This is a genomic window from Devosia psychrophila, from assembly GCF_000971275.1.
In the GTDB taxonomy this organism is placed as follows: Bacteria; Pseudomonadota; Alphaproteobacteria; order Rhizobiales; family Devosiaceae; genus Devosia; species Devosia psychrophila.
Genome location: NZ_LAPV01000009.1, coordinates 98,281 through 120,218, shown reverse-complemented (window position 1 = coordinate 120,218; position 21,938 = coordinate 98,281). Strand labels below are relative to the sequence as shown.

The following is a 21,938-nucleotide window of genomic DNA, read 5'->3' as shown; positions in this document are numbered from 1 at the left end:
GATGTCCATTGATCCAGTCATGAACGTTGAGGTTGCGCAGCGCCCGCGCTTGCGTATTCCGACGCATCTTGGCGTGATCATGGACGGCAATGGCCGCTGGGCAAAAGCCCGCGGCAAGCGTCGCACCGAAGGCCATATCGAGGGCGTCAAAGCCCTGCGCAATCTCGTCGAATACTGCATCAACTACGGTGTGGGACATGTGACGGTGTTTAGCTTCTCATCCGAGAACTGGGCCCGGCCGAAGGATGAAATTTCCTTCATCTTCAATCTTTTGCGCCGTTTTGTTGCGTCTGACCTGCAAAAGCTGATCCGCAACAATGTGCGTGTGCGCATTATCGGTAGCCGCGACGGGCTTGAGCCGAGCCTGATCCGCCTGATCGACGACGTTGAGGCTAAGACCGCGGCCAATTCCGGGCTCGTGCTTGTAGTGGCGTTCAACTACGGCGGCAAGGCCGAGATCGCCGATGCGGCGCGTCACCTGGCGCGCGAAGTCGCTGCCGGTCGCCTCTCGCCAGAGGATATTACCGAGGAGCGGATTTCCTCATCGCTCTACACGGCCGGCTTGCCTGACCCCGAATTGATCATCCGTACCAGTGGCGAGCAGCGCATTTCCAATTTCCTGCTCTGGCAGTCTGCCTATGCCGAATTCGTATTCCTCGAGGAAAACTGGCCCGATTTCAATGAATCGAGCTTCATCAAGGTGCTGGAGACATTCGCGCAGCGGGACCGGCGCTTCGGCGGTATCGAGGCGGCACAATCTTGACAGATCCGAGTCAACCCGCTCCTGAGACTATACCCAATCGCCGCCGAAGCTGGGCCGATCTTGGACCGCGGCTTTTATCGGCTGCCGTTCTGGTCGCGCTGACCGCCAGCACGCTTTACATCGGTGGCGTGGTTTTTGCAGTAGTGGTAGGGGCGATTTTTGCACTCGCCTATCGCGAATGGGAAACCATGGTAACGCGAGCGCCGCTGACGCCGGGCGGTTGGGTGCTGATCGGGTTCGTGGCGTTGTCGGGCGTGGTTTACCCATACCTTGGACCGTGGGGAACCACGGCGGTTATTGCTGTTGCTGCAGTCATTGCCATCACCATGCGTGGCGAGGCGGCGCTGTGGCGCGTTTTTGGCCTCGTCATCTATGGTGCGATCATCATCGCCGCGCTGGCCATGCGTGGCGACACTATTGCTGGCGTCTGGGCGGGTGTCTATCTGGGCACAGTGGTCTGGATGACTGATTCCGCCGCGTTCTTTGCGGGTCGTCAGATTGGCGGAGAAAAGCTTGCGCCGGACATTTCCCCGTCCAAGACTTGGTCGGGTGCGGCAGGTGGCTTGGCGTTAGGGACCGGGGCAGGGCTCGTTGTCTGGGTTCTAGTAACGGATTCGCCGTGGTGGATCGGCCTGCTGCTGGCCGCGACGATCAGCGTGCTTGGCCAGCTTGGCGATCTCAGCGAGAGTGCGGTGAAGCGGCATTTCCGCATCAAGGACAGCGGCGACTTGATCCCCGGCCACGGCGGCCTGATGGATCGGCTCGACAGCCTCACATTCGGCATTTTGCTGGTGCTGCTGGTAGGTGCGCTGCACGCAGGATTTGGCTCGGTGGCCGAAGGCCTGCTGTACTGGTAGGACGCCGAGGCGCCTGCCCAAGCAAGGAATACCATGTTCGAATTCATCTACTGGCTACTGTCTTACGTCGTTCCGTTCCTGGCGGTGCTGACGGTCATCGTGTTTGTGCACGAGATGGGGCACTATCTCGTGGCCCGATGGAATGGCGTGGCTATCCAGGAATTTTCGATCGGCTTTGGCCGCGAATTGATCGGCTGGAATGACAAGCACGGCACGCGCTGGAAGATTTCCGCCATCCCGCTCGGCGGCTATGTCCGCTTCGTCGGCGACATGAACGTGGCCAGCGTGCCGGACCCCGACGCGGCGGAACATGTCGATCCGGCGCTGGCACCGCACCTGTTTGCCAACAAGAATGTCTGGCAGCGTATTTCGGTCGTGGCGGCAGGCCCGATTGCCAACGTGCTGCTTACCTTTGTCATTCTCTACGTGCTGCTGCTTGGCTATGGCCGCTACACCATCCCGCCGGTGGTGGGCTCGGTCATTGCCGGCTCGGTTGCCGAGGCCGCAGGCGTCCAGTCAGGCGATGTGATCGTTTCAGTGGACGGCTATGTAGTGCGCGGCTTCGAGGATTTTCAGCGCATGGTTGCCACCAGCCCGGCGCGGCAGGTAACGGTGCAGATCGAACGCGGCAGCATAGCACAAACCCTGGTCATGGTGCCGGATGTAGCAGAGGTGGAAGACCGCTTTGGCAACATGCAGAAGATCGGCAGAATCGGTGTGAGCCGCGACGTGGCAGATGGCGATGTGACGCTGTATCGGCCGGGTCCGGTCGAGGCTGTCGGCATGACGGTGGAGGAGATTCGCTTTATCGTTCAACGCACCGGTGCCTTCCTCGGCGATTTCTTTGTGGGTCGCGGCGATGTCGAGCAGCTGGGCGGTCCGGTCAAGGTTGCCAAGGTTTCCGGGGAAGTGGCGACGCTGGGCATTATCGCCCTGATCAATTTGATGGCCCTGCTGTCGCTCAATATCGGAATTTTCAATCTTTTGCCGGTACCTATGCTCGACGGCGGCCACCTTCTGTACTATCTGGTTGAAGCCGTCAGAGGGCGTCCGCTCAGCATGAAGGTTCAGGAAATTGGGTTTCGCTTCGGCTTCGCCCTGGTCCTTGGGCTCATGGTGTTCACGCTCTTTAACGATACCATCTTCGCGTATTTCGGGATCCTGCGTTAAGGCGCAGTTAACCTTGGTTCGCAAGGTGTTGCAGTAATACAAGGGCACCAAGCTTTTGCTAACCGCGTCCCGCCTTACGGCTTGTCGTTGGTTAAAAAGGCGGTAAAACAGTGCATGGAGTTTGCTTGGGGGAGCGCTGTGCATGGCGATTCCCGGGCTTGGTCGCAGAAGGCAAAAACAATATGATCCATCCCACTAAGCTGATGCGCGGCGCACTACTGGCGCTTGCCATTTTGGGTGCAGCGCCGCTCGCAGGACCCAGCATTCCGCTTCTTGGCGTTGTGACGGCTCAGGCTCAGGAGCAACTCGTTGGTTCAGTCCTGTTTGAGGGCAATCGACGCTTCAGCGACTCGCAGCTTCTCGCCATGGTCGATGTGTCGGCCTCCGGCATCTTCACCCAGCAGCGTCTGGCTGCGGATACCGAGAGCATCCGTCAGGCCTATGACCGTGACGGCTTCCTGTCAGTTTCCGTGACTTCGCGCACCGAAGCGACCGCAGATGGTCGCGTTCGCGTGGTTTTTGTCGTGAATGAAGGCAATCGCGCGGGTATCGCGGCGATCAATTTCACTGGTAACAACGCATTTGGCGCCAACAGCCTTAAGAGCAACATGCTCACCAAGGAAACCGGCTTTCTGAGCTGGTTGCTCAAGGATGACTCGTACGACGAGCGCAAGATTGCCGTCGACCGTGAGCGCACCCGTCTGTTTTACGCAAACCGTGGCTATCCTGATGCACAGGTCACTTCGGTTGGCGAATATGATGCCGCAAAGAATGCATACTTCATCAACTTCACCGTCAATGAAGGCCAGAAGTACGAATTCTCCAATGTCGGCATCGAAACCAGCATCAATGGCCTGAACACAGATGCTCTCAAGAGCAGTGTGCGCACTGGTAAGGGTGCCAGCTATTCCGCGGCCGATCTGCAGGAATCGATCGAGGACATGTCCTACGAAGCGACCGTGCAGGGCTATTCCTTCGCTGACGTCCGGGCTCGTCTCGATCGTGATGTGACCAACGGCACGTTTAACGTGACCTACCTGGTCGATGAAGGTGCTCGCCTCTATGTCGAGCGCATCAACATCACCGGCAATACCAAGACCCGCGATTTCGTGATCCGCCGTGAACTGGAGTTTGCCGAAGGCGACCCCTTCAATCGTGCACTTGTAGTCCGTGGCCGCAAGAACATCGACGAGCTGGGCTTCTTCTCTGCCGTCAATCTGACTACCACACAGGGTTCTGCTGCCGACAAGGTGGTGATCAACATCGCCGTGACGGAAAGCTCGACCGGTGAATATGGCGCGACTGCCGGCTACTCGACTGTCGACGGTATCCTCGGCGAAATCTCGCTGACCGAACGTAACTTCCTGGGTCGTGGCCAGTATCTGCGCGCTGCTATCGGTGCATCGCAGGCCGGCCGTACCTTCGACTTCTCGTTCACCGAGCCCCGCTTCATGGGTCTCAAGGTCTCCGCCGGCGTCGATGCCTACCATCGCATCAGCGATGAAACGTCATCCAGCGTCTACGGTTCGCAGGCAACGGGTGGCCAGGTTCGTGCTGGCATCCCGCTCACCGATGACCTTTCGGCAACTCTATTCGCCGGTGGCGAGCGCAAGATCATCATCGACAAGAACCCAGCGGATTCGACGCTGGTCAAGAATGATCAGGAATTCTACAAGGCCTTCGCCGGCTACACCCTGACCTGGAATGGCCTGGACGACACCAAGAAGCCGACCGAAGGTCTGTTCGCGACGTTCACCCAGCAGTACATTGGTTGGGACCATAGCCTGATCAAGTCGGAAGCCCGTGCTCGCTACTATGTGCCGATTATCCAGGATAGCGGCATCGTTGGCAGCGTACGTGGCCAGGCTGGCATCGTGAATGACCTGAGCGGCAATGGCGTCAGCACTGTCGAGGCATTCTCGCCCGGTTCGCAGCTGATCCGCGGTTTCGAGGGTGGCGGTCTTGGGCCACGCATTCAAAATGGCCAGTATCTCGGTGCAGTTGCCTATGCTGGCGCCTCGGCTGAGGTTCAGTTCCCGATCCCCGGCTTGCCGGAGAGCTACGGACTGACCGGTGCTGTATGGGCTGATGCTGCCTGGATCGACGGCAACAATGTTCCGCGCCTCAGCGGCAACACTGTGGACCCGAACAGCATCGACGTTCCGATCCGAACGTCGATCGGTGCCTCGCTGATCTGGGATAGCCCGTTTGGCCCGCTGCGTGGCGACGTCGCCCACGTGCTGAACAAGTCAACGACAGACCGTACTCAGGTCTTTCAGATCACCATGCAGAGCTTGTTCTAGTCGCTATAGCGTGAGACAGTTCGTTGAGCCGCGGGGCGGTAGCGCCGCGGCTCAATTATTTTCAAGTGACACCTTTATGGTCGATACCCGATTTCATCGCTTTGCCGGTCCGCATACGGTCGGCAGCATTCTTGCTGCGCTCAGGCGGGATGATCTGCTAGCCGGGTTGGCCGGTGCGGAACTGTCAATTTCAGGCGTCACCGATCTCGATCTGGCCGATAGCGGCGATCTCGCTCTGGCGGCCCACATGAATTACATCGACGAGCTGCGCTCAACTTCAGCCGGCGCCGTGGTGGTCCTGCCTGCGTTGCGCGATGTGGTGCCAGCGCATTGTCTGGCCATCGTCAGCGACAAACCGCATCACCTGTTTGCCGATATTCTCGATTACCTTTACCCATCCAATACCCGCGCGGTGATCCTTTCTGGCCGTGAGGACCTCGGTGCGCCGATCTTCGAGCGTGACGTGGTGATTGGCTCCAACGTGGTGATCGGACCCGGCGTCGAGATTGGCCGCGGCACTGTGGTCGGCGCCAATACCGTTATCGGTGCAGGCGTGACCATCGGGCGCAACAGCACCGTCGCCCCCAATTGCACCATCGACTGTGCCCATATCGGCAATGAAGTGGTAATCCATTCCGGCGTCCGGATTGGCACCGAGGGCTTTGGCTGGCTCGACTTTGGTCAGTCTAATCGGAAAGTTCCGCAACTAGGCCGCGTGCTGGTACAGGATCGGGTCGAGATCGGCGCCAATTCGACGATCGACCGTGGCGCGCTCGGCGATACCACTATTGGTGAAGGCACCAAAATCGACAATCTGGTGCAGATTGGCCATAACTGCAAAATCGGGCGCAATTGCCTGATTGCCGCGATGAGCGGGCTTGCCGGATCGACCGTTGTTGGCGATGGGGTGCTGATGGGTGGCGGCGTTGGCACGTCGGGCCACCTCACGATCGGCGCCGGTTCGGTGGTGAATGGCCGTGCGGCGGTGACGAAAAACTGGCCTCCGGGCAGCAAGCTTGCCGGTGCACCGGCACAGGATATAAGAGATTTTTGGCGAGAACTCGCCACGATGCGTAAACTTTCCAAGGGGGACAAGCGCGGATGATCGACAGCGTACCAGCGAGCACCGAGCTCTCGGCAATGAACATTGCCGAGATTCTCAAGAGCCTGCCGCACCGCTACCCGTTCTTGATGATCGACAAGATCATCAAGATCAATGGCGACGAAACTGCCGTTGGCATCAAGAATGTCACTTTCAACGAGCCCATTTTCCAGGGCCATTTCCCGGAGAACCCGATTTTTCCGGGTGTGCTGATCATCGAGGGCATGGCCCAGACCGCCGGTGCGATCGTCATCAAGCATGACTCAGGCGGCGGCAAGAAGAACATCGTGCTAATGCTGGGTGTCGATAAGGCCAAGTTCCGCAAACCGGCCGGGCCAGGCGATGTCATCGAGTTTCATATCTCCAAGATCCAGCGCCGCCGCAATGTCGGTCGCTACGAGGCCAAGGCCATCGTGGATGGGACCATCATTGCCGAGGCCGAAATCACCGCCATGATCGTCGAGGCAACAGCGTGAGTTCTGCGGAAGTCCATTCGACCGCGATTGTCGCGCCAGGTGCTCGTCTGGGAAATGGCGTCAAGGTCGGTCCGTTTTGCATCGTCGGCCGCAATGTCGTGCTGCATGACCGCGTGGAACTGGTCTCGCATGTGTCCATCGATGGCCACACCGAAATCGGTGCGGATACCCAAGTCTATCCGTTCGCCTCGATCGGCCACAAGCCGCAGGACCTCAAATATCATGGCGAGGCTTCGCGCCTCGTTATCGGTGAGCGTTGCACGATACGTGAGTCGGTCACGATCAATCCGGGTACCGAAAACGGCGGCATGCTAACCAAGATCGGGAACGACTGCCTGATCATGGCCTGCGCCCATGTGGCCCACGACGCGATCATTGGCAACAACGTCATCATGGCCAATTATGTCGGTATTGCCGGCCATTGCCAGATCGGGGATAACGTCATCTTCGGCGGTACCTGCGTCATCCATCAGTTTACCCGCATCGGCGCACATGCCTTTATCGGCGCGCAGTCGATGGTCGATGGCGACGTTATTCCCTATGGCATGGCCGTCGGCAATCGCGCCACGTTGACCGGTCTCAACCTGATCGGTCTCAAGCGCCGAAAGTTCGACCGCGAGGCAATTCACCAGTTGCGCGCCGCCTACAGGCAGATATTTGCCAGCGAGGGTACCTTGCGCGAGCGGGTCGAGGATGCGGCAGAACTGTTTAAGAACGACGCCTTGGTGCAGGAGGTCGTGGCCTTCATTGCCGCGGCTTCGGACCGTCCGATCCTTTTGCCGCGCAACGGCAATGCCGCAGAGTAGATGAGCGAGCCAACCGAGCGGCTGAAGCTGTTCATCCTGGCCGGCGAGCCGTCGGGTGACCGCATCGCGGCAGATCTCATTCGCCGGCTCAAGCTACGCGTGCCACTGGCTTTCATCGGCGTCGGCGGGCGGGAGTTAGCCGACGAGGGCCTGCTAAAATCGCTGTTCCCGATGAGTGACCTGGCCGTCATGGGCATCAGCGATGTGCTGCTGCGGCTGCCTTTGCTGCTGTGGCGGGTGGAGCAGACCGCACGGGCCATCCGCAAAGCCAGTCCCGACATCGTCGTGCTGGTCGATGCGCAGGATTTTTCCAAGCTGGTGGCCAAACGGCTGAAGCGGCTCCGCTATGCCGGCAAGCTGATTCTCTATGTGGCGCCGTCGGTCTGGGCCCGTGCGCCGCAACGCGCCGCCAAGCTCAAGCCGCTGTTCGAGGAAGTGCTGGCGGTCCTGCCCTTCGAGCCGGGGGTGATGGCGCGACTTGATGGTCCTCCGACCTTCTATGTCGGTCATCCGGCTCTCAGCGAGCGGCTGACTCGCTCAGCCGTTGATCGGGGCCCGCTGCTGCTGCTGCCCGGCAGCCGTGCCGGGGAGCTGCGCCGACACCTGCCGTTGTTCCAGCAGCTTGCGGAACGGGTGTCGGGCAATCCGGCCGTCGATGGCTTCATCATTCCAACTTTGCCGGCTCTCAAGGAGCGTATCGAGCGCGTCGTGGCGGATTGGCCGGTGCCTGTGCAGGTCGTGGCGGACAGGAATGCGCGGGCAGCCATCTATCGCGACGCCGTTCTGGCGGTTGTGGTCTCGGGGACAGCCACGCTGGAACTGGGTCTAGCGCAGGTGCCGATGGTGGTGAGCTACGTGCTCGACAGGCCGCAGGCCAGGGTGTTCGACAAGCTGGGCCGGCCGCAGGTGTCGCTGCCCAATATCGTGCTCGGCCGTGCCGTGGTGCCCGAGCTCGTCCAGGCTAATCCCGATATAGATGCTATCGTGCGCGAAGTGCAGGCCTTGCTGGACAGCAAAAAAGCCCGCAAAGACCAGATCGAGGCCTTTGGCGAGCTTTCAAACTTGATGGAGACTGGCGCCGAAGGCCATCTCCGGCAGGACCCGGCGGACCGGATCCTGGCGCATTGGCGTCAGCGAGCGCCCGGCGCTTCGTAGTCGCGAGCTGGCGCACCATTATAAAGCTGGCGCGGACGGCCGATTTTCTTCTGCGGATCGGCGATCATTTCCTTCCACTGGCTGATCCAGCCAACGGTGCGGGCGACAGAGAACAACACGGTGAACATCGAGGTCGGGAAGCCGATGGCCTCAAGGATGATGCCCGAGTAAAAATCGACGTTGGGATACAGCTTGCGTTCGATGAAGTAGGGGTCCTCGAGCGCGATCTTCTCGAGCTCCTGCGCCACCTGCAGCGTTGGGTTGTTGTGCACGCCCAGCAGGTCGAGCACTTCCTTGGCGGTCTTCTGCATCACGGTCGCCCGCGGGTCGAAGTTCTTGTAGACGCGGTGCCCGAAGCCCATCAGCTTGAATCCGTCGGACTTGTCCTTGGCGCGGGCGATGTATTCGGGAATGCGGTCGACCGTGCCAATTTCCTTGAGCATGTTGAGCGCGGCTTCGTTAGCGCCGCCATGGGCAGGGCCCCACAGGCAGGCCACGCCAGCAGCGATACAGGCGAAGGGATTAGCATCGGATGAGCCGGCAAGACGCACGGTCGAGGTAGACGCGTTCTGCTCATGATCGGCGTGCAGGGTGAAAATCAGGTCCATCGCTTTGGCGATGATTGGGTTCACCTTGTAATTTTCTGCCGGAACCGAGAAGCACATATGCAAGAAGTTCGACGCGTAGTCGAGATCATTGCGCGGATAGACGAAGGGCTGGCCGACCGAATACTTGTAGGCCATGGCGGCGATTGTCGGCATCTTGGCGATCATGCGAATCGAAGCGATCTCGCGCTGCTGCGGATCGGTGATGTCGGTGGAGTCATGGTAGAACGCGGCCATGGCGCCGACGACGCCGGTCATGATGGCCATCGGATGCGCGTCGCGGCGGAAGCCACGATAGAAATAGTGCATCTGCTCATGCACCATGGTGTGGTGCGTCACCAGCTGCTCGAATTCGGCGAGCTGGGTCTTGTTAGGCAATTCGCCGTACAGCAGGAGGTAGCAGACCTCGATATAGGTGCTCTTCTCGGAGAGCTGATCGATCGGGTAGCCGCGATACAGCAACTGGCCCTTGTCGCCGTCGATATAGGTGATGGAGCTGTCGCACGCCGCCGTCGAGGTGAAGCCGGGATCGTAAGTAAACATGCCGGTCTTGGCGTAGAGCGAACGGATATCGATCACATCCGGCCCGATGGAACCCGAGAGCACTGGAAATTCGTGCGTCTGGTCCCCGACGATGAGTTTGGCGACTTTATCGGTCATTGAGCTCTCCTCGAGGGCCCCGTACCAGACCGCGCGAATGCAGTCATCGGGGCCGAAAACTGGGCAGTCGTAGCTGCCTCGGACAGGTATCGCTTTTGCCGATCCGAAGCAACCAATGGGTAAGCAAGGCTTACCCTACTAATAGCACTAGAAAGTGACGGTTTGGTCTTCGAGGCGCGCCATGCTTTCGTCGCGGCCGATCAGCACCATAACCTCGAAAATGCCGGGCGAAACCGTGTGGCCAGTCAGGGCTGCACGCAAAGGCTGGGCCAGCTTGCCGAGCTTGAGGCCCCTGGCTTCTGCCAGTTCGCGCATGGCCCCGTCGATGGCTGGTACCGACCATTCATTGAGGCCGCGAAGGACTTCGGCCATGTCCTTGAGAACGGCGCGCGTATCCACGGTCAAATGGGCCGACGCAGCCGCATCGATGATCAGCGGACGCACCGCATAGATGAACTGGGCCAGGTCGATCAGCTCCAGCACCGTCTTGGCGCGCGGCTGCAGCTCGGGCAGGGCGGAGAGCACCGTATCCTTGTTTGCAATAAGTCCCGCCACGTCGACCTCACGGCCGACTTCGGCAGCAGTCGCCAGCATCACGCCATACAGGTAGTCCGGCGCGGCCTCGCGGATATAGTGGCCGTTGATGTTCTCAAGCTTGACGAAATCGAAGCGCGCCGCACCCTTATTAAGGCCTTCGAGGCTGAACCACTCGATCATCTGCTGGGTCGAAAAAATCTCGTCGTCGCCATGGCTCCAGCCGAGGCGGGCCAGGTAATTGCGTACGGCTTCAGGCAGATAGCCCATCTGGCGATAGGCTTCGACGCCGAGCGCGCCATGGCGCTTTGACAGCTTGGCGCCATCGGGGCCATGGATCAGGGGTATATGCGCCATCTCCGGCACGGTCCAGCCCATCGCATTATAGATGACGATCTGGCGGGCGGCATTGGTCAGGTGGTCGTCGCCTCGAATGATATGGGTGACGCCCATGTCATGGTCGTCCACCACCACGGCATGCATGTATGTCGGCGTTCCGTCCGAGCGAAGGATGATGAAGTCGTCGAGGTTCTCGGTCTTGAACACGACCTTGCCCTGCACGTGATCGTCGACGACGATGTCGCCGGAAACCGGAGACTTGATGCGGACCACGGGCGAAACGCCAGCCGGCGCCTCGCTCTGATCACGGTCGCGCCAGTAGCCGTTGTAGCGCGGCGGCTTACCGGCAGCGCGGGCCTCTTCGCGCATCTGGTCGAGCTCGGCGGGCGAGCAGTAGCAATAATAGGCATGGCCCATTTTTACCAGCTCGTGAGCCACCTCGGCATGGCGCGCGGCGCGGCCGAACTGGCTTATCGGCTCGCCATCCCAGTCGAGGCCGAGCCACTTGAGACCATCGACCAGCGCTACAACAGCAGCTTCGGTCGAGCGTTCGCGATCGGTATCTTCGATGCGCAGCAGCATCTTACCGCCCTTGCTCTGGGCATAGGCCCAGCTGAACAACGCAGTGCGGGCGCCGCCGATATGGAGGTAGCCGGTGGGCGAGGGGGCGAAGCGGGTGACGACTTGGGACATGAGACCGGAATGCTTGGAGGATTTAGGCGCCGTGTGTAGCATAGAGCGGCACGAGCGCAAGGGCGGGGGCAGGGCCGGTGCAGGTTGCGGAGACACGCGAGCGCGAGGACGGGGCACTGCTGGTGCCCTTGCGCCCGGCTTTGCCACAGGTGATTTTGCCGCGAAAGGCCCGGACGGCAAGGCTTGCGCTGGCTGGTGCCGTCACATCGCGGCGGCTGTTCGTGCTGCTGCCGTTTGCGATGATCGCCGGCTTGATCGTCTATGCCGGGCTGCCGTTCGAGCCGGAGGGCTGGGCACTGGCTGGCGTCGGCGCGGCAATGGCACTGGCCATTGTATTGCTCCGACAGGCCAGCATGCTGCCAATGTTCTGCGTGTTTGCTGCCGCCTGGCTGGGTTTTTGCCTGTTGCCGCTCCATGGAACGTGGTTTGGGACCACCATGCTGGCGCGGCCGGCATTTGGAACCTACGAGGCGCGCGTCGATGAAGTGATCTCGGCGACCGACGAAGCACGGCGTATCGTGGTGTCGGGTATCACTCCGGTTACGGGTGATCGCCCGGTTCCCGTTACGAAAGCGCGACTGATGGTGCCGCCGCAGCCGCCGTTGGCGCCGGGTGATATTATTCGCGGCAAAATCCGGTTGGCGCCTGTGCCGGGGCCGATCCTGCCGGGGGCGTTCGACAGCCAGTTCCACGCCTATTTCGCCGGCATCGGTGCCTATGGCAATGTGACCAGCGAGTTCAGCTTGGTCGCTTCAGGCACCGCATTCGACGTGACGCGCGCCATCGAGAGCCTGCGCATGGCGATTGGCGCCCGCATCGACGCAGTGCTGGATGGCTCCTCGGCTGCCATTGGCCGGGCCATGGTGGTCGGTGATCAGAGCGCTATCGATGATGAGACCCGCGAGGTGATGGCGGCCTCTGGGCTGGCGCATATCTATTCGATCTCGGGGCTGCATCTGTCGATTGTCGCCGGTGGCATGTTCTTCCTGCTGCGGCTGCTGCTGGCCTCGATCCCGGCAACTGCAACCCGCTGGCCGGTCAAGAAGATCGCGGCGGCTGGTGGCATTGCGGCGGCGATCTTCTACCTGCTGCTGGCCGGTGGGCTGGCAAATGTGCCCGCGCTGCGCTCGACTATCATGCTCGGGCTGATCTTCGGCGCCGTGCTGGCCGGACGGCGAGCGCTTACCATGCGCAATGTCGCCATCGCGGCGCTGGCCATTATCCTGATCGATCCGGCCAGCGTGTTCCGCGCCAGCTTCCAGCTGTCGTTCGCCGCCGTAGTGGCACTGATCGGCATCTACGAGATTCCACGCAAGGCGCCGGAAGGAGATCGCAACTGGGGCCAGCGGCTATGGAAGACGGTATGGGCGACAGCGCTAACCAGCTTAATCGCAGGCACGGCCACTTTGCTTTTCTCGGCCTATCACTTCCAGCAAACCTCGCCGCTCGGGGTGTTGGGCAATGTGCTGGTGCTGCCGGTGGTGAGCCTCGTCGTCATGCCTGTTGCGGTGATGTCAGTGCTTGCAATGCCGTTCGGAATGGAAGGTTGGTTCCTCATCGCGATGGGCTGGGGCATCGATCGCATGGTCGATGGCGCGACACTGGTAGCGGGCTGGAGCGCGGGCCTGGCCGGTAACCCGTTGCTGACCAGTGTGGCCTTAATCATCGGCCTCGTAGCGCTCGCCTGGTTTGCTTTCGTCAACAGTTGGTGGCGGCTGGCAGGGCCGGCTTTGGCGCTGCCGCTCATCCTGTTGGTCGGGCTCGACAAGCGGCCGGATCTGTTGATCGCGGACACGACGCAGGCCGTGGCGATGCGAACCGAGGACGGTATGGGCCTGGTCAGCGGCAAGGTGGGCAGCTTTGCAGTCGAGGTGTGGGGCCAGCACTATCAGGAGCTCATCGCTTCGGAGGTGCCCGGCACGCGCTGCGATGCGCTCGGCTGCATCGCGCAGAATGAGCGCTTTTCGATAGCCATCATTCGCAACGCGGCCGCCTTCGCCGAGGATTGCGGGTTGCATGACCTGATCATTGCGCGGATGCGGGTGCCATCAACCTGCGTTGGCGGACAATTGATCGATGGCAATGCTCTGTATGCGGGCGGCGTTCACTGGCTACGCTGGAACGAAGCGACGGCGCGGTTCGATATCCGCACCGCCATCCCCAATGTCACCCGCCCGTGGCGAGTCGCGCCACGGTGACGCCGGCTGCCAACATATCAGCAGTGCCGAGTACGTAACCGGATTCGTCGGAGGCCGGCACCAGAGTAGCCGGGCCAGCGCCGTAGTTTACATAGATGCGGAAGCCGGCACGGGTGCGGCATCGGACGCCGGCCGGCAAGGCAATGGTCGGCAGGTCTGCCTCGGCGATCAGGTAATCCGCCACGCGCTGGATCAGCGATTTGGTGCCGCTGGCACCGAGGTAGAACAGCTTGCCCTGGTTAACCAGCACGGGCCATCCTTCGACATCCTCGATGACCACATTGGTCCGTGTTTCGAGCCGCTCGCGCCAGTGGTGAATCGCACCACTGCCCCGGACTTCGATGTCGAGGGTTGGATCGATGCTGTCGATCCGCATGACCTTGACGTCGAGCAGGTTGCTCGGCAGGTCCGGCGCAAGTCCTGTCGGTATGGCAAAATCCTGCGTCTTGGAGCCGGAGCGCGGCCCGATCAGCAGGTGGCCGTCGAAGTCGGCAATGGCAGTGCGCAGGTCATCATTCCAGGCGAACAGGGCGGGGATGGCTACGATGTCATAACCGGCAAAGCTCGTGGTACTCGGCGGTAGCACGTCGATATCCACGCCATGCTTGCGGAAAGCGGCATAAAGCTCCCGGACGTGGGCCCCGTGACTGAAACCCTTGGCCTGGGGCTGGATTTCCCATGCCCATTCGCTCTGGTAGTCGTAGACCACGGCAACGCGGCCCTTGGCGGCAGGGCCGTCAAGGCTGATGGTCTTGAGCTCTTCGGCGACCTGCATGGCCTCGTGGTACGCGGGCGCGGGCTCGCTGTCGGGCCGAAGCAGGCCGGCATGCATCTGTTCCTGCGCAAACGGCGCCTGGCGCCAGCGGAAATATGTGACAACCTCTGCGCCATGGGCGAAGGCTTCCCAGGCCCAGAGGCGGGCCATGCCAGGCAGGGGATCTGGATTGAACTGCGCCCAGTTCACCGGGCCGGGCTGCTGCTCCATAATCCACCAGCGGCCATGGCCCACGGTGCGATAAAGATCGTGATGGAAGGCGGCATTGTCCGGATCGCCCTGGCGCATGTAGAGGCGCTTGGTTTCCTCGGGTTCGTTGCTAACCGCAAGGTGGCCGAGCGGATAACTGTCCCAGCTGGCAATATCGAGCGTCTTGGCCACCTCGTAGTGGTCGAAGTCGCTGGTGCGGCTCATGAAATTGTGGATCACCGGCAGGTCGGGCCGCACTTGCTTCAGGATGTCGTACTGCACCTTGTTGAAGGCGGCGACCTGGTCGGACGCATAGCGGCGGAAATCCATGTCATGCGCCGGTGCAGCTTCGCAGACCAGCAGGTTTGGCAGATCGATCTGGTCGAAGCGGTTGTATTCCATCGACCAGAACACGTTGCCCCAGGCCTGGTTCAGCGCATCGACGGTGCTGTATTTGTCCTGCAGCCATAGCTGGAAGCCTTGCCTGGCGGCAGGCGAGTAGGAATAGGTGGTGCCGTGGCAGCCATATTCATTATCGGTTTGCCAGGCGCCAAGCGCAGGGTGCTGGCCAACCGCACCAGCCAACAGCCGCGTGATGCGACCGGCCTCCTCGCGATAGCCGAGATGGCTGAAATCATAGTGGCGGCGCGAGCCAAAACCCTTGCGCTGGCCGCGGGCGTCGACCGCCAGCATGTCGGGGTGCTTGTCCACCATCCAGCGTGGCGGCGTGGCGGTCGGCGTGCCGAACACCACCTTGAGCCCGTGCCTGCCCAGCACATCCATTGCCCGGATGATCCAGTCGAACGTCAGGTTGCCCGGCGTTGGCTCCAGCTTGGACCAGGCGAATTCGCCGATACGCACCCAGGTTATGCCGACTTCGGCCATCCGCGCAGCGTCGCGCTCCCAAACCTCCTCAGGCCAGTGTTCGGGATAGTAGCAGACGCCGAGGGATGGTGCGGTCATGGCAGTTGTCTCAGAGAGTAATGGGCGTTTCGGGCAAGCCGGCAATGTCGAGATCAATCGCAAACAAACTGCCTGCATGTTTTTCGGATACAAGCTGTATGTTGCTGAGATTTTTCGCGGCGGTAGTGATGTAGAGCGTCTTGAGATGCGGGCCACCAAAAGCCGGGCAGGTGACTTGGCTGACGGGGACTTCAACGATGCGGTCGATCGAGCCGTCCGGGGCATGGCGTACGACACAGGATCCGCCCCACTTGGCGTTCCATAGGTAACCTTCGCTATCGACCACTGCGCCATCGGGATAGCCGCGACCTTCAGACACGTCGGCGAACAGGGCCCATTCGCCGATCGGCAGGCCGGTAGCCGGATCGGTATCGACCTGCATGATCTGTTTGGTCGGGGTATCGGTCCAATACGCTTTTTTGCCATCGGGCGAGAAACAGGTGGCGTTGGAAATCTTAACTCCGGACTTGAGCGTCGTCAGCACGCCGGCACGGTAATGATACAGCGAGCCGATAGCGGCCTCGTCTTCGCTGTTGATCATAGTGCTGAACCAGAAGGCGCCGGACGGATGCACGCGGCTGTCGTTAGTGCGGGTCTTGGGGTTATCGGCTTCGACCTCGTTGATGCGGTTCATGCCGCCAGTATTGAGATCGAATTCCTTGAGGCCGGTATCGGTGGCCAGCACCAGCGTGTGATCATCGAGAATGGCGGCTGCTGCTATAAATTCGTTGAACAGCCAGCTATCGGCGATCTCGCCCTGAGCCGTGACAGCGAACAGCGACTGTTCGTTGATATCGAAGAAGAACAGTTGCTGGCGCCCGGGGTGCCAAAGCGGGCCTTCGCCAAGCTGGCATTTGCTATCGAGCAGGAGCTTTGCTGTCTCGGTCATTGGGGTTTTCCCGCGTCATAGGCGGCCACGGCGGTGGCGGCGCGCTCGGCGACGTCGGCTGCGGTCATGCCGGGCTTATAAACATAGGTGCCGAGACCAAAGCCGGTGCAGCCGGCGGCGAAATACTCGGTGAAGTTATCCGGATTGGCGCCGCCCACGGCATAGATCGGCAACTCCGGCGGCAGCACCGCCTTGATGGCCTTGATACCCTTGGGGCCGAGCACTTCGGCGGGGAAGAACTTGAGTCCGCTGGCACCGGCCTTGATAGCGCGGAACGCATCGGACGGGGTGAACACGCCGGGATAGGACAGCAGCTGCAGTCGAACGGTTTCCTCGATCACCTGCTTGTTGGTGTCGGGTGAGACGATGAACGTGCCGCCCGCGTCGGATACGGCCCAGACCTGCTTCTTGGTCAACACCGTGCCGGCGCCGATTGCGGCCTGCTCGCTCAACGAATTGGAGGCCAGCGCAATGCTGGTCAGCGCATCGGGCGAATTCAACGGCACTTCGATCATGGTGATGCCGGCGCTGATCAGCGCCTGGCACACGTCCACGGTTTCGGGCGGGGTGATGCCACGCAGGATGGCGATGAGATGACGATGTTCCATTGACCCGTACTCCGGTCTAAGCTGCAAAGCTGCGCGCGGCCTTGAGGCCGGCCAGCACGATTTCGGTGGCGTCCTTGGGGGCGCCGCTGGCGCCAGCCATTTCCAGCACCTGCGCATAAAGCGCACACAGTGCAGGCGCGCCGATCAGTGGCACGGTCGCGTCGCCAACCAGATGACGGTTGCTGCCCACTTCGGTTCCAATCAGCAACCCCGATAGATAGCCAGCACACCAATCAGGCTGACGACCCGAAAGCAGCGCGCCGGCGCGGACCTGGAACAGCGTGCCGAGCAATTGTTCGGGATGGGCAAGACCCGCTTCGGCGCCTGCCTTGAAACCATCAGAACGGCCGGGACCGTCGAGATCGCCAGCCAGCGAATGGCGCAATACCGAATGGGTGCGCAGCAGTTCGAACATTTCGCCGGTCATCGCCGTCGAGAAGCGTTCGATGCGGCTGCCGGATAGCTGGGCCCATTTGGAATGTGTGCCGGGCATGCAGACCATGCCGGAAAAACCCGGATTGAGCGAAGCGAGGCCCAGAAGTTGGGTTTCTTCGCCACGCATCACATTGTCGCCGCCGGCCTTCTGGCAAACGCCAGGCAGGATAGAGGCGCGGATCGGGCTGTCGCCCATGTCGGGGTGCACGGCGCCATCGAGCAGGCCGCGCAGGTCGGTCGGTGCCTCAAGGTATGGCGCTTCGAGCCAGCCCTGTCGGGCGCCGGCCATGCCGCAGATCAGTACTTCCAGCTTGCCCGAGCGGCCAGGGGCCACACCCTCGAGCAGTTCGGCCAGCGCTGCGGGGAATTCCTCGCGCGTCAGCTTTCCCATGCCCTTGGGCGATGTCTTTTCGAACACCACCGACCCATCTTCGGCAATGCCCCAGCCGCGGAGGTTCGAAGTTCCCCAGTCAACAGCAACCCAATCAACGTTTCCAGTCACGAATTTTCCTCACCGCGGAGCCTTATCGCGGCGCGACCCTAAAGGCTGGCAGTTGTTTCAGCCAGTCCGATTCTGTGGTCGGCGCGGTGGGGCACAACTGCGCCCACTGCCCAAAAAAATCGCCTCGTTTGGTAAGATTTTCAGCGCGTTCGGGAATGTCGCTCGTGAGCAAATTTCACCGAGCGCTCATTTGTATGATTTTTTCTCGCGAGGGGCATTCACAGCGGCCATTGCCATGTTAAAACGACTCCAAACGTGGGCACGTCCGCGGACTGTAGAGGAACATCACATGACGGCAGACAACGCCGGTTCGGCAAAGCAGAAACTGCGTTCACGCGCCTGGTTCGACAACCCGGACAACCCGGATATGACCGCGCTCTATCTTGAGCGCTACATGAATTTCGGTGTGTCGCGCGAAGAGCTGCAGTCCGACAAGCCGATCATCGGCATTGCCCAGACCGGCTCTGATCTCAGCCCTTGCAACCGTCATCATATAGTCCTGGCCGAGCGCGTCCGCGAAGGCATCCGTGAAGCCGGTGGCATCGCCATCGAATTTCCGGTGCACCCGATCCAGGAAACCGGCAAGCGCCCGACGGCCGGCCTCGACCGCAACCTCGCCTATCTCGGCCTCGTCGAAGTGCTGTATGGCTATCCGCTCGACGGCGTCGTGCTGACCATCGGCTGCGACAAGACCACCCCGGCCATGCTGATGGGCGCGGCGACCGTCAATATTCCCGCCATCGCGCTGTCGGTCGGCCCGATGCTGAACGGCTGGCACAAGGGCGAACGCACCGGCTCCGGCACCATCGTTTGGAAGGCGCGCCAGATGATGGCGGCCGGCGAGATCGACTATGCCCAGTTTATTGAACTGGTGGCATCGTCGGCGCCGTCGACCGGCTATTGCAACACCATGGGCACCGCATCGACCATGAACTCGCTGGCCGAGTCGCTGGGCATGCAGCTGCCGGGTTCGGCCGCCATTCCGGCGCCGTATCGCGACCGCCAGGAAATGGCCTATCGTACCGGCAAGCGCATCGTCGACATGGTGCGCGAGGACCTCAAGCCCTCCGACATCCTGACCAAGGACAATTTCATCAACACCATCGTCGTCAATTCGGCGATCGGTGGCTCGACCAATGCGCCGATCCATATCCAGGCCATCGCCAAGCATATCGGCGTCGAACTGGAGCTGCAGGATTTCCAGACCTATGGCCACAAGGTGCCGCTGCTGGTGAACCTTCAGCCCGCTGGCGAGTATCTCGGCGAAGACTATTACCATGCTGGCGGCGTGCCGGCGGTGGTCAACGAGTTGATGACCCAGGGCCTGATCCGCGAAAACGCGCCCACCGTCAACGGTAAGACCATTGGCGAGAACTGCCGCAATACGACGATCCAGGACGACAAGGTGATCCGCCGCTTCGACAATCCGCTCAAGACCGAAGCGGGCTTCCTCGTGCTGCGCGGCAATATGTTCGACAACGCCATCATGAAGACCAGCGTGATCTCGACTGAGTTTCGTGACCGCTACCTGACCAACCCGGATCATCCGGGCATGTTCGAGGGCAAGGCTGTCGTGTTCGATGGTCCGGAAGATTATCACCACCGGATCGACGATCCCTCGCTCGATATCGACGAGCATACACTGCTGTTCATGCGCGGCGCTGGCCCGATCGGTTATCCGGGGGCTGCCGAGGTGGTCAACATGCGGCCGCCCAACTACCTGATCAAGCGTGGCATTCATGCCCTGGCCTGTATCGGCGATGGCCGCCAGTCGGGCACCTCGGGATCGCCCTCGATCCTCAACGCATCCCCGGAAGCGGCCGCGGGTGGCAATCTCGCTATCCTCAAGACCGGCGACCGGGTGCGGATCGATCTCAATATCGGCCAGGCCAATATCCTGATTTCGGACGAGGAAATCGCGACCCGCCGTGCGGATCTCGAAGCGTCGGGCGGTTACAAGTATCCCAAGCACCAGACGCCGTGGCAGGAAATCCAGCGCGGCATCGTCGGGCAGCTCGGCGACGGCGCCATCCTCAAGCCCGCCGAAAAGTACCAGCGCATCGCCCAGACCAACGGCATCCCGCGCGACAACCACTAAGTCTGTTCGACCACTGAATCAGAAAGGCCCGCGCGAGGATGCGCGGGCCTTTCGTTTGCTACAAGTCCTGGCACAACCCGGGCACACAAGAACCACCGCAGGAACTGCGGTGGTTCTCTCGAGCAGCGCCGGGAGCGCTCTCGCTGCGTAAAGCCTGATACGACTAGAGCAGGGTCAGGTTGGTGACCGATTACTTGCCGTCACGGCCTGTCTCGATCTCGCAGGTTACCTTGTCGCTCTCATACAGGCCCTGGAGGCCCGAACGCTGAACGGCGGAGATGTGGAGAAGGCATCCTTGCCGCCATTTTCAGTCGAGATGAAGCTGAAGCCCTTGGTGGTGTTGAAGAATTTAACGGCGCCGATGATTGCGGACACGACTGTGCTCGTAACGAGCGGTTATCCAGTGGCAAGATGCCAAAGGGACATAACGTTCGCATGGTCGAGTAGGTAGCCACGGTCCGGCGAACCGGCATCAGGCAGCCGACTTAGGCTGAAAACCTATGCCCTATAAATGGCACGAAGCCAGGCAATCCTCAAGTTCTTGCCAAACGATGACTTTGCAAACGTATGCAACGCAAGCAACTTTCTGACGAGCATTGGCAAAGGCATGACATGTCAATCAACGGCTTGAGAAGCTTGGTTACACCTGCGCGAGGCCGGACATAAAAATAGCCCCGCCGCGTTGCAACGCAGCAGGACTGAAGAGGCTCATTGATGGTAGGCAGCTAACGCCGGCCGCAGCATCAACTTTCCGATAGAGTACCAATCGTCGTCCAACGGCCGCTGGCGTCGCATTGCAGTAACAAGCTGTCATTGTTGCGAATGCCGATAACCGCGCCAACAGAGGATAGCTTTCCTTCCAGCATGCAGCCGCTTACCAAGGCGCCTGTTGCGGCTTTTTGCCAGCCTGTTCCCGCCTGACAGGTCGCAATGCCGTCGCCAGCATTGATCCCAGCGCCGGCCGAGAATGTCACCCCACCCACCCAGCATCGGGTCTCTTTGACGCTAGCCTCCTGCGCTGACGTCGGTCCGCCCAGGACCGCAATAATTCCCACGAAAAGCAGGGCAATGCGCATCAGTATTTCCTCAGCAGGCCAACGAGGCGGCCCTGCACCTTGACGCGGTGAGGTGGGAAAATACGGGTCTCATAGGCTGGATTGGCGGCCTCCAGAGCTATCGTATCGCCCTTGCGGCGCAGTCGCTTCAGCGTGGCTTCTTCGTCGTCTACTAGCGCTACAACGATCTCGCCGGTCGATGCCTGATCCTGCTTCTTAATCAGGACGGTATCGCCATCGAAAATTCCGGCATCGATCATCGAGTCGCCGCGCACTTCAAGCGCATAGTGCTCGCCGGCACCCAGCATTTCGGGCGGCACCATGATGGTGTGCGAATGAGTTTGGATTGCCTCGATCGGAGTACCCGCGGCGATGCGGCCCATGACGGGAATGGCAATCGGTCGTGCATATTCATCTTGTGCGCTAAGAGCGCGAGATGTCGTGGCGCTGACTTTTCCCAGGCTGCCTTCGATGACCGAGGGCTCAAAGCGTGTCTTGCGACCGCCAAGCGACGGGTTCATCGAATCGGGGAGCTTGACGACTTCCAGCGCGCGAGCCCGGTTCGGCAGTCGGCGGATGAAACCGCGCTCTTCCAGCGCCGTAATCAGACGATGGATGCCGGACTTGGACGCCAGATCGAGCGCATCCTTCATCTCGTCGAACGATGGCGGAATACCGCTTTCCTTCATCCGCTCGTGGATGAACATCAGCAGCTCGTGTTGTTTGCGCGTGAGCATGGGGCCCCTCGAGGACAGAATCGGAA

At 60.9% G+C, this 21,938-nt stretch carries 18 protein-coding genes and 1 pseudogene; 10 read left to right on the top strand and 9 right to left on the bottom strand.

Features of this window, described 5'->3' with window-relative positions:
- Window position 1 precedes the first annotated feature (1 nt).
- The 8 genes from uppS (at window position 2) to WH91_RS00865 (ending at window position 8,632) form a co-directional block, all read left to right on the top strand.
- Window positions 2-763 carry an undecaprenyl pyrophosphate synthase gene (uppS, locus tag WH91_RS00900; protein WP_046169119.1) on the top strand — a complete coding sequence of 254 codons (762 nt, stop codon included), beginning with the start codon at window positions 2-4 and terminating at the stop codon, window positions 761-763.
- Window positions 760-1,620: a phosphatidate cytidylyltransferase gene (locus WH91_RS00895; RefSeq protein WP_052952498.1), complete on the top strand. Its 861-nt coding sequence runs from the start codon at window positions 760-762 to the stop codon at window positions 1,618-1,620. Before uppS ends, WH91_RS00895 begins: the two co-directional genes overlap by 4 nt.
- A gap of 33 nt (window positions 1,621-1,653) precedes the next feature.
- Window positions 1,654-2,790, top strand: a complete 1,137-nt coding sequence (gene rseP / locus WH91_RS00890; RefSeq protein WP_046169118.1) for an RIP metalloprotease RseP — start codon at window positions 1,654-1,656, stop codon at window positions 2,788-2,790.
- 182 nt (window positions 2,791-2,972) lie between these two features.
- Window positions 2,973-5,093 carry an outer membrane protein assembly factor BamA gene (gene bamA, locus WH91_RS00885; protein WP_143078004.1) on the top strand — a complete coding sequence of 707 codons (2,121 nt, stop codon included), beginning with the start codon at window positions 2,973-2,975 and terminating at the stop codon, window positions 5,091-5,093.
- A 76-nt stretch (window positions 5,094-5,169) separates the two neighbouring features.
- Window positions 5,170-6,198 carry a UDP-3-O-(3-hydroxymyristoyl)glucosamine N-acyltransferase gene (gene lpxD, locus WH91_RS00880; RefSeq protein ID WP_046169117.1) on the top strand — a complete coding sequence of 343 codons (1,029 nt, stop codon included), beginning with the start codon at window positions 5,170-5,172 and terminating at the stop codon, window positions 6,196-6,198.
- Window positions 6,195-6,671: a 3-hydroxyacyl-ACP dehydratase FabZ gene (fabZ, locus tag WH91_RS00875; RefSeq protein ID WP_046169116.1), complete on the top strand. Its 477-nt coding sequence runs from the start codon at window positions 6,195-6,197 to the stop codon at window positions 6,669-6,671. Before lpxD ends, fabZ begins: the two co-directional genes overlap by 4 nt.
- Complete coding sequence (gene lpxA / locus WH91_RS00870) at window positions 6,668-7,477, top strand: acyl-ACP--UDP-N-acetylglucosamine O-acyltransferase (RefSeq protein ID WP_046169115.1); 810 nt, start codon at window positions 6,668-6,670, stop codon at window positions 7,475-7,477. Before fabZ ends, lpxA begins: the two co-directional genes overlap by 4 nt.
- Window positions 7,478-8,632: a lipid-A-disaccharide synthase gene (locus WH91_RS00865; RefSeq protein ID WP_046169114.1), complete on the top strand. Its 1,155-nt coding sequence runs from the start codon at window positions 7,478-7,480 to the stop codon at window positions 8,630-8,632.
- On the opposite strand, the gene gltA is transcribed toward WH91_RS00865, so the two are convergent.
- Window positions 8,608-9,897: a citrate synthase gene (gltA, locus tag WH91_RS00860; protein WP_046169113.1), complete on the bottom strand. Its 1,290-nt coding sequence runs from the start codon at window positions 9,895-9,897 to the stop codon at window positions 8,608-8,610. The two genes, WH91_RS00865 and gltA, sit on opposite strands and share 25 nt — an antisense overlap.
- A gap of 147 nt (window positions 9,898-10,044) precedes the next feature.
- Entirely contained in the window at window positions 10,045-11,463 is a 1,419-nt protein-coding gene (gene gltX, locus WH91_RS00855) for a glutamate--tRNA ligase (RefSeq protein WP_046169112.1), read from the bottom strand.
- A gap of 77 nt (window positions 11,464-11,540) precedes the next feature.
- Between gltX and WH91_RS00850 the strand changes: the two genes are divergently transcribed.
- Window positions 11,541-13,661: a ComEC/Rec2 family competence protein gene (locus WH91_RS00850; protein WP_046169111.1), complete on the top strand. Its 2,121-nt coding sequence runs from the start codon at window positions 11,541-11,543 to the stop codon at window positions 13,659-13,661.
- On the opposite strand, the gene WH91_RS00845 is transcribed toward WH91_RS00850, so the two are convergent.
- Genes WH91_RS00845 through WH91_RS00830 form a run of 4 tightly spaced genes read right to left on the bottom strand, consistent with a single transcriptional unit; the run spans window position 13,630 to window position 18,022 of the window.
- The gene (locus WH91_RS00845) at window positions 13,630-15,588 is read right to left on the bottom strand and encodes a beta-galactosidase (RefSeq protein WP_074797235.1); all 1,959 of its coding nucleotides are present in this window, start codon (window positions 15,586-15,588) and stop codon (window positions 13,630-13,632) included. The genes WH91_RS00850 and WH91_RS00845 overlap by 32 nt on opposite strands.
- A 10-nt stretch (window positions 15,589-15,598) precedes the next feature.
- Window positions 15,599-16,477, bottom strand: a complete 879-nt coding sequence (locus tag WH91_RS00840; protein WP_046169110.1) for an SMP-30/gluconolactonase/LRE family protein — start codon at window positions 16,475-16,477, stop codon at window positions 15,599-15,601.
- Window positions 16,474-17,085, bottom strand: coding sequence for a 2-dehydro-3-deoxy-6-phosphogalactonate aldolase (locus WH91_RS00835; protein WP_046169109.1), 612 nt, complete (start codon window positions 17,083-17,085; stop codon window positions 16,474-16,476). Before WH91_RS00835 ends, WH91_RS00840 begins: the two co-directional genes overlap by 4 nt.
- Before the next feature lie 16 nt (window positions 17,086-17,101).
- Window positions 17,102-18,022: a 2-dehydro-3-deoxygalactonokinase gene (locus WH91_RS00830; RefSeq protein WP_046169108.1), complete on the bottom strand. Its 921-nt coding sequence runs from the start codon at window positions 18,020-18,022 to the stop codon at window positions 17,102-17,104.
- A gap of 289 nt (window positions 18,023-18,311) precedes the next feature.
- Here WH91_RS00830 and WH91_RS00825 point away from each other — a divergent pair, with 289 nt between their 5' ends.
- Window positions 18,312-20,120, top strand: coding sequence for an IlvD/Edd family dehydratase (locus WH91_RS00825; protein ID WP_046169107.1), 1,809 nt, complete (start codon window positions 18,312-18,314; stop codon window positions 20,118-20,120).
- Between the two features lie 190 nt (window positions 20,121-20,310).
- Here WH91_RS00825 and WH91_RS22965 read toward each other — a convergent pair.
- The 3 genes and pseudogenes from WH91_RS22965 to lexA form a co-directional block, all read right to left on the bottom strand.
- Window positions 20,311-20,495: pseudogene (locus WH91_RS22965) on the bottom strand (cold-shock protein).
- A 368-nt stretch (window positions 20,496-20,863) separates the two neighbouring features.
- Window positions 20,864-21,196, bottom strand: coding sequence for a hypothetical protein (locus WH91_RS00820; protein ID WP_046169106.1), 333 nt, complete (start codon window positions 21,194-21,196; stop codon window positions 20,864-20,866).
- Window positions 21,196-21,912: a transcriptional repressor LexA gene (gene lexA / locus WH91_RS00815; protein WP_046169105.1), complete on the bottom strand. Its 717-nt coding sequence runs from the start codon at window positions 21,910-21,912 to the stop codon at window positions 21,196-21,198. The genes WH91_RS00820 and lexA overlap by 1 nt, the downstream gene beginning before the upstream one ends.
- Window positions 21,913-21,938 lie beyond the last annotated feature (26 nt).